This is a genomic window from Pseudoalteromonas sp. MMG010 (assembly GCF_018100905.1).
In the GTDB taxonomy this organism is placed as follows: Bacteria; Pseudomonadota; Gammaproteobacteria; order Enterobacterales; family Alteromonadaceae; genus Pseudoalteromonas.
This window is the reverse complement of sequence record NZ_JAGJEG010000006.1, coordinates 196,173-204,150: the sequence shown is the minus strand read 5'-3', so window position 1 is coordinate 204,150 and position 7,978 is coordinate 196,173. Positions and strand designations below refer to the sequence as shown.

8 protein-coding genes are annotated in these 7,978 nt (G+C 39.2%); 1 reads left to right on the top strand and 7 read right to left on the bottom strand.

The genetic code is table 11. From position 1 onward, the window contains the following. Nucleotides 1–366: 366 nt before the first annotated feature. A complete protein-coding gene (gloA, locus tag J8L70_RS08790) occupies nt 367–750 on the bottom strand; it encodes a lactoylglutathione lyase (protein ID WP_211055172.1) in 384 nt (127 codons plus the stop codon). A 656-nt stretch (nt 751–1,406) separates the two neighbouring features. Here gloA and J8L70_RS08785 point away from each other — a divergent pair. Continuing rightward, on the top strand, nt 1,407–2,285 hold the full coding sequence (locus J8L70_RS08785; protein WP_211055171.1) for an NAD(P)-dependent oxidoreductase: 879 nt from the start codon (nt 1,407–1,409) through the stop codon (nt 2,283–2,285). A gap of 50 nt (nt 2,286–2,335) precedes the next feature. On the opposite strand, the gene nth is transcribed toward J8L70_RS08785, so the two are convergent. From nth to rsxB, 6 genes are read right to left on the bottom strand one after another with little or no spacing between them, the layout of a single operon-like run. Next, entirely contained in the window at nt 2,336–2,995 is a 660-nt protein-coding gene (gene nth / locus J8L70_RS08780; protein ID WP_211055169.1) for an endonuclease III, read from the bottom strand. 36 nt (nt 2,996–3,031) lie between these two features. After that, entirely contained in the window at nt 3,032–3,730 is a 699-nt protein-coding gene (locus tag J8L70_RS08775) for an electron transport complex subunit E (RefSeq protein WP_211055167.1), read from the bottom strand. A 2-nt stretch (nt 3,731–3,732) separates the two neighbouring features. Further along, nucleotides 3,733–4,365: an electron transport complex subunit RsxG gene (gene rsxG, locus J8L70_RS08770; RefSeq protein WP_211055166.1), complete on the bottom strand. Its 633-nt coding sequence runs from the start codon at nt 4,363–4,365 to the stop codon at nt 3,733–3,735. Then, on the bottom strand, nt 4,362–5,420 hold the full coding sequence (gene rsxD, locus J8L70_RS08765) for an electron transport complex subunit RsxD (RefSeq protein ID WP_211055164.1): 1,059 nt from the start codon (nt 5,418–5,420) through the stop codon (nt 4,362–4,364). Before rsxD ends, rsxG begins: the two co-directional genes overlap by 4 nt. Beyond that, nucleotides 5,417–7,414: an electron transport complex subunit RsxC gene (gene rsxC / locus J8L70_RS08760; RefSeq protein ID WP_211055163.1), complete on the bottom strand. Its 1,998-nt coding sequence runs from the start codon at nt 7,412–7,414 to the stop codon at nt 5,417–5,419. The genes rsxD and rsxC overlap by 4 nt, the downstream gene beginning before the upstream one ends. Nucleotides 7,415–7,422: 8 nt before the next feature. Then, on the bottom strand, nt 7,423–7,977 hold the full coding sequence (rsxB, locus tag J8L70_RS08755; RefSeq protein WP_211055161.1) for an electron transport complex subunit RsxB: 555 nt from the start codon (nt 7,975–7,977) through the stop codon (nt 7,423–7,425). Nucleotide 7,978 lies beyond the last annotated feature (1 nt).

Here is a 7,978-nt window from a genome sequence, read left to right as displayed (position 1 = left end):
GGACACCGCCCTTTCACGGCGGTAACAGGGGTTCGAATCCCCTTGGGGACGCCACTTTACTTAAAAGGTAAAGTTAGGCTGTGTACAATCAATTAAAATCTCCTATTTATATCCCTTTTAGTTTCAAATCCTACTTATATCTTAATTTATTACTATTGAATTTTTTAGCCTTGGTATTTATTTAAATATTTTTTGAAAAACAATGAGGTCAGTTTCAGTCTGCTTATAAACGCAGTAACTGATTAAAAGAAGTAGGGAGTGTTATATAGTGGCTTATTCATTCACTACACCCCCTTAAAAAGAGTCTTGGTTCGATAAATACTTACGGATTTATCAATTAAATGAGAGTATGAGCGATAATTACTTTTACTTTTTTTGGATTAACTCAATTGCATAACCATCAGGGTCTTTTACAAAAGCAATCTCAGTTGTACCACCTTTTACTGGACCTGGCTCGCGGCTAACATTGCCACCGGCGGCTTTAATATCTTCACACGCTTGATAGATATCATCAAACTCAATTGCAATATGCCCATAGGCATTACCTAAATCATAATGATCAGTATCCCAATTGTATGTTAGCTCTAATACGGTATTGCTTTGCTCTTCACCATAGCCAATAAAAGCAAGAGTATAGCGGTATTGTGCATTTTCAGAACGTCGAAGTTCCTTCATACCTAAGATTTGGGTATAAAAAGCAATTGATTTATCTAAATTTGAAACTCTCAACATAGTGTGAAGTAAGCGCATTATGATATTTTCCTAGAAAAGATTAAAACAGTTAGGGATAAGCAGTTATATTCTATTTTAAGTTTTTATTATGCATTTGCAACATAAGCGATCACCGTCGTGAAGTAAAAAAGTATGCAGATTTATGGGATTTATATTAATCAACAACTTGAAAAATACATATTATATGCTTTACCTAATGTTTGGCTCTATATGGCAGAGGCTATTATTGATGTTGGTTTTTTTGGTCAACCAATTATTTTGTGAATGAAAACCAAGTGTTGAAAATAGGAAAAATTTAATTATGACAGCTAAATGATATAAGTTGCTGTTTTAATAGGTTTAAATATAGATAGAATAAACGTAGATATAAATCACTTATTTCAGGGTTAACTTGTCGGTTGACAAAAGAGTCTGTTACCACTAACATTTTGTCATACCAGTTGGTCATATCGTGTAATCGCGGTTATCAACCCTGTAAAAAAATAATAGTTATGTTTAACAAGATTAAGTTTTGTAATTAAGTTTATGCTCTGTGGTGGTTTTTAAAGTCATCTAAGTATTTTCACTCACTTAACATTAAACACGATACTGAAAATTTAAAACAAACATCATCGTACTGTTCTGTAGGTAAATAATTACTTACTTGCTTGCGTTAATATATTTAGGAGTTATTCATGTCAAAACCAACTATCGGTTTCATCGGCCTAGGCTTAATGGGCGGCAATATGGTTGAAAATCTACAAAACAAAGGCTATGAGCTTACTGTTATGGATTTAAACAAAGATGCTGTGGCAGCATGTGTTGCTCGTGGTGCTAAAACTGTTGATACAGCTAAAGAGCTTGCTGAGAATTCAGACATCGTGATGTTCTGTTTAACTACATCAGCTGTAGTAGAAAAAATTGTATATGCTGAAGATGGTCTACTTGCTGGTATTAAAGAAGGTTCTGTATTAGTTGATTTTGGTACTTCTATTCCTGCTTCTACTAAAAAGATCGGCGCTGATTTAGCAAGCAAAGGCGCGGGTATGATTGATGCTCCATTAGGACGTACTCCTGCACATGCTAAAGATGGTTTACTAAACATTATGGCATCTGGTGATATGGAAACATTCAATAAAGTTAAGCCAGTACTTGAAGATCAAGGCGAAAATGTATTCCATTTAGGCGCACTAGGTGCGGGTCACACAACAAAGTTAATCAATAACTTTATGGGTATGACTACAGTATGTGCTATGTCACAAGCTTTTGCTGTAGCTGAACTTGCAGGTGTTGACCGTCAACAACTTTTCGACATTATGTCTACAGGTCCATCTAACTCACCATTTATGCAGTTCTGTAAAAATTACGCTGTAGATAACGTGAGTGATCTTGGTTTCTCAATCGCAAATGCAAACAAAGATTTAGGCTATTTCTTAGAAATGGTTGCTGATCTTGGTACTGAATCTAAAATTGCAGAAGGTTCTTCTGCTAACCTACAAGCCGCTCTTGATGCGGGTATGGGACAAGGTAATGTGCCAGAAATTTTTGATTACTTTAAAAAATTAGAAAAGTAATTATTAATTTAAAGGCCTTTAAAGTTTTACTTTAAAGGCCTTAATTATTTTTATTCTGTTTTTTCTTTGTAATCACATAAATCTTCAATAATACAACTTCCACACTTTGGCTTTCTAGCCGTACATGTATAACGCCCGTGTAAAATAAACCAATGATGTAAATTAAACATAAACTCCGTTTTATTAGGGGTGTTTTTAATAATTGATTGTTCGGTTTGCTCTACTGTTTTACCTTTTGCATATCCAGTACGATTTGCTAAGCGTTGAATGTGAGTATCTACCGCTAAAAAGTATTTACCTTGATTATCTTTTAGCTGCCCAAAAGCTGTATTTAACACTACATTAGCTGTTTTACGACCAACGCCTGGCAGGGCTTCTAATGCTTCTCTATCTTGCGGCACAATACTGTTATGCTCAGTAACCAAAATTTGGCACATTTTATACACATTAGCTGCTTTGGAATTAAATAAACCAATGGTTTTTATATAGTCACGTAATGTATCGTGGCCTAAATCTAAAATAGCTTGTGGGGTATTTGCCACCGGAAAGAGTTTTCGTGTTGCTTTATTTACCCCAACATCGGTTGCTTGCGCAGATAGTGCGACAGCAACAAGTAGCTCGAATGGGCTTGAGTATTCAAGCTCTGTTTCTGGGTGAGGGTTTTGCTCGCGTAAACGGGCAAGCATTTGTTGTCGTTTTAATTTATTCATGCAAGTTGAAACACATAATCTACAGTGTGTTTTCCTTTAAGTTAAACTGGTAACACGCGCACGAGGACCTTTTTCAGCCTCTGCAGGTAAACTTTGTTTTGATTTTATTTGTGTATCAATCACATTTTTAGCTGCAATTAATAACCCTAAACCTAAAAAGGCACCAGGGGGTAATATGGCCAATAAAAACTGATTATCAAAACTGAAGATTTCTATACGTAAACTTTGAGCCCATGGACCCAGTAGTAAATCAGCCCCATCAAATAAAGTTCCTTGGCCGATTATCTCGCGCATTGCCCCTAATACCATTAATACCAGCATAAAACCTAAGCCCATCATTAATCCATCAAATGCAGATAAATGCACAGGGTTTTTAGAGGCGTACGCTTCTGCTCGCCCGATAATGGCGCAGTTAGTTACAATTAAAGGTAAAAATATGCCAAGTGATTGATATAAACCAAAGGTATAGGCATTCATCAATAATTGAATTACTGTAACAAATGCGGCAATGATCATAACAAATACAGGTATGCGGATATCTTTAGGGACCCAGTTTCGAATTAATGAAACCGAGACATTAGAGCCCACTAATACCAATAACGTAGCGATCCCTAACCCTAATGCATTGGTAATAGTTGATGTTACGCCTAGCAGAGGACACAAGCCGAGCAGCTGTACTAATGCCGGGTTGTTTTTCCACATACCATCTTTTAAAAGTGTTTTTAACTCACTCATAGTTAAACCTTTTTACATGCGTTAGGAGCTAAGAATAGGGCGTCAAATTGTGACTTTGCAAACAGTGTCGCATTTTTAACTGAGCTAACAACGGCCCGAGGGGTGATTGTTGCTCCCGTAAACTGATCAAATTGACCACCATCTTTTTTTACTGCCCAGCGCGGGTCATCTTCAGCGGCTACCGTCGTGCCTTTGAAAGTTGTGATCCAGTCAGATTTTTTTAACTCTACTTTATCACCTAACCCCGGTGTTTCTTGATGCTTTGTGACACGCACACCTGCAATTTCCCCATTTTGATAAACCGCACTTAACAGATTTATATCTCCAGTGTAGCCGTTTGGAGTAATATGGCGGATTACTAAAGCAACAGGTTTGCCGTTTAGTTTAGCTCTATAAATAACTTGTTGCTTATAAGGACCTAGTAAGTCATTAGTAACGACAACACAGTCCTCACTCAACTGATTATTATATAGTTCTGGGCTAAGTACTTCATGAAATTGACGTACCAGTTGAAGCTGCTCTTGCTCTGCGATTGTTTCTGCTGTCGCTGCATTAATTAGTGCGACAATGCCTGTTGTGATCAGTGCAAATGCACTAAGCAGGGCACCATTTTTTACCATTGAGGAGATAATCATTTAACCTCTCCATGACCATAAGTACGGGGTTGAGTGTAATAATCTATTAAAGGTACTGCCATATTAAGTAATAAAACACTAAAAGCGAGTGCATCTGGGTAGCCACCAAACGTGCGAATTAAGTATATTAATAACCCAATAATGGCGCCGTATATTAAACGACCTTTGTTAGTGGTCGATGCAGAGACTGGATCGGTGGCAATAAAAAACGCCCCCAGCATGGTTGCACCACTAAATAAATGAAAAATTATTCCAGGCTCTGTCCCTGGGTTCGCTACATAACCGATAGCACTGCATAGTGCCAAACTGACCAGCATGCTAATAGGGATATGCCAATTAATTATTTTACTTTTAAGTAAATACACACCACCTAATAAGAAGCCTAAGTTGACCCAAACCCAACCAAGCCCAGCCCATTCACCAAAGATAGGCTTTTGCATGCTTTCGGTTACCGTTAAACCATGAGCAATATCGGTTTTAATCGTATCTAAAGGGGTTGCCATGGTCATACCATCAACAGTGGTTCGCATTTGCTCTAAGCTAAAACCCGTTGAGGTAAAATTATGAAATATGATACTTAGCTGTTGTGCCAGTGTTGTCGGTTGTGAAAGCAGCTCTGTGACCGGCATCCATGCTGTCATTTGTACGGGGAATGACACTAATAATAAAACGTATGCTGCCATAGCAGGGTTAAACAAATTAAAGCCTAACCCACCGTATAGTTGTTTAACCATGACAATAGCAAAAAACGAACCTATTACTATTACCCACCAAGGGGCTAGGGGAGGAATACTTAGTGCAAGTAAGACGCCGGTTAGCCATGCACTACCATCACTTAATGCAGCAAAAATTGAGCGTTTACGTAACACCATAATTATAGCTTCGAAGACACTAACGCAAATAAGTGCCAATACCAGTTGGATAATTACACCGGTGCCAAAAAATATAACTTGTGCAATGAAGCCAGGGATACAAGCAGCAATGACACTGAGCATCATTTTACTGAGTGATTTTTGGCTATGGTTGTGAGGTGAGCTTGCCATGGTTAATTTCATGACGGGTTATTTCCTTCTTTTTGGCGCTTTTTTTCTTTAGCGCGAGCAATTGCAGCAGCAACAGCGGCTTTTTTATCATCTGCAGGGGATGAATCTGTATTTTCATCTTGTGATTCAGTGCTGTTTTGCTGCGCGGCTTTTTTCGCTTTAGCACGAGCAATTGCAGCAGCAACCGCGGCTTTTTTATCATCTACAGGAGCTGAATCTGTATTTTCATCTTGTGATTCAGCGCTGTTTTGCTGCGCGGCTTTTTTCGCTTTAGCACGGGCAATTGCAGCAGCAACAGCTGATTTTTTATCATCTGTTGATTCTGAGCTGCCCTGAGATTCTTTCTCTTCTTTATATTGTCTTGCTTGTTGCTTACGAATCGCACGCTCTTTTGCAACGTCACTGTTATCTGGTTCTAATTGTTCACCTTGTTGCTTTTTAGCTTTAGCTCTTGCGATAGCCGCAGCAACCGCAGATTTTTCGCCATCTTTATCGCTTTTTGGTTTTACCCGAGCGAGTGCATCAGCCACTTTTTGTTTCTCATCGGCTGATTTGGTTGTAGGTTTACGTTTATGTCTATTTTGACGTTCGGCTTGCTCTCGCTCTAAGCGCTCTTTACGCGCATCAAAACGCTCTTTAGCACGATCGGCTTTAATTTTATCTGCTTGTTGTTCTTTTATTTCTACTTTAGCAACGCGGTAATATTGAACTAATGGAATTTCACTTGGGCATACGTATGAGCAGGCACCGCATTCAATACAGTCAAACAGGTTGTGTTCTTGTAACTTTTCGTATTCTTTTGATTTAGCAAACCATTGCATTTGCTGCGGTAACAATGATACGGGGCAAGCATCTGCACAAGCACTGCAACGAATACACGCTTTTTCATCACCAGGTTCAGCAAGTTCATTGTGATCGGGGGCTAAAATACAGTTTGTTGTTTTCACTACGCCAATACGTACTGTTGGGAGTGTAAAGCCCATCATGGGGCCTCCCATAACTACACGTTGTTGTGGAACCGGTGAAAAACCTTGGCAATCTAATAAATGTTTTATTTCTGTACCCAATAATGCCCATACATTACCTGGTTTATGAATCGTATTACCGGTCACGGTAACAACTCGTTCAATCAGTGGTTTACCTTCATATACGGCTTGCTGTATAGCAAAAAGCGTCCCTGTATTATGCACCAGTACACCGATATCGGCAGGAATGCCACCACTGGGTACTTCTTGATTGGTGAGAAGCTTAATTAACTGTTTTTCACCACCTGAAGGGTAAACCGTGGGCACACTTTGAATTATAATATGTTCATTGTGTTCAGCAGCTTTTTGCATCGCACTAATTGCTTGTGGTTTATTGTCTTCTATACCCACAATACATAGTGTCGGTTGTAAAAGTTGCTGCATTATTTCAATGCCTTGTACAACCTCAACGGCATGCTCACGCATTAAAACATCATCGGCGGTAATGTAAGGCTCACATTCAACTGCGTTGACGATAAAAAAATCAATCTTTTTATCGGTATTTGCTTTAACATAAGTAGGAAAACCTGCTCCACCCATGCCAGAAATACCGGCTTGATGTATTATGTTTATAAGCTCGTCGTGGTCTATGGTTTTAATATTCGATACTTGCTGACGTTGACACCAAGTATCTTTGCCATCAGGTTTTATTATCACACTCAGCTCAGGCAAAGCAGAAGGGTGAGCCGATGGGCTAGGTGCAATCTCTAAAATAGTGCCAGAGGTGGGGGCATGCACAGGTACCGACCAGTTAGCCGTTGGGCTTGTTAATGCTTGACCTTTTTGTACGTAATCGCCTTTATCGACGATGAGTTTACCGTGAGCACCAATATGTTGCTTTAAAGGCACAACTAATTTATCTGGCAAAGGTAAACGTGTTATTTTTTCACTATTGGATTGTGATTTTTGCTGTGGTGGGTGTACACCACCGGGAAATGGCCAAACAGTGCCATGCTTTATTTGTTCAAGTAACTTTTCCACTCAAACCTCTAATCTATTTGCGTAACAGGAATAGCATCTAACTGCCATTTCCAACTTTGTTTTGTTGGAGCGAGTGGGAGCATATCAATACAATCTACAGGGCAGGGCTCAACACATAAATCACAACCCGTACATTCATCAATTAACACGGTATGCATTTGACGCGTTGCCCCTACAATGGCATCGACAGGACAGGCTTGAATGCATTTTGTACAGCCAATGCACTCATCTTCACGAATATAAGCCACCGTTTTAATCGGCTCTGCTTGTTCGCCACCTGCTAATGGTTTAGCTTCTACTCCCATAAGCTCAGAGAGCTTCTTAACCGTGGATTCGCCACCTGGAGGACATTTGTTAATTTCATCCCCATTAGCAATAGCTTCGGCATAAGGCCGGCAGCCAGGATAACCACATTGACCACATTGAGTTTGTGGTAAAATAGTGTCTATCTGTTCAACTATGGGATTACCTTTAACACGGAATTTTACGGCGGCGTAACCTAAGATTACACCGAAAATTAATGCTAAAGAGCCTAAAGCAATAAGTGCATAGAGTAAGGTCATA

Coding starts and splice junctions, on each gene's coding strand:
- gloA (WP_211055172.1), bottom strand. CDS start 750: ATGCGCTTACTTCACACTATGTTGAGAGTTTCAAATTTAGATAAATCA.
- J8L70_RS08785 (WP_211055171.1), top strand. CDS start 1,407: ATGTCAAAACCAACTATCGGTTTCATCGGCCTAGGCTTAATGGGCGGC.
- nth (WP_211055169.1), bottom strand. CDS start 2,995: ATGAATAAATTAAAACGACAACAAATGCTTGCCCGTTTACGCGAGCAA.
- J8L70_RS08775 (WP_211055167.1), bottom strand. CDS start 3,730: ATGAGTGAGTTAAAAACACTTTTAAAAGATGGTATGTGGAAAAACAAC.
- rsxG (WP_211055166.1), bottom strand. CDS start 4,365: ATGATTATCTCCTCAATGGTAAAAAATGGTGCCCTGCTTAGTGCATTT.
- rsxD (WP_211055164.1), bottom strand. CDS start 5,420: ATGAAATTAACCATGGCAAGCTCACCTCACAACCATAGCCAAAAATCA.
- rsxB (WP_211055161.1), bottom strand. CDS start 7,977: ATGACCTTACTCTATGCACTTATTGCTTTAGGCTCTTTAGCATTAATT.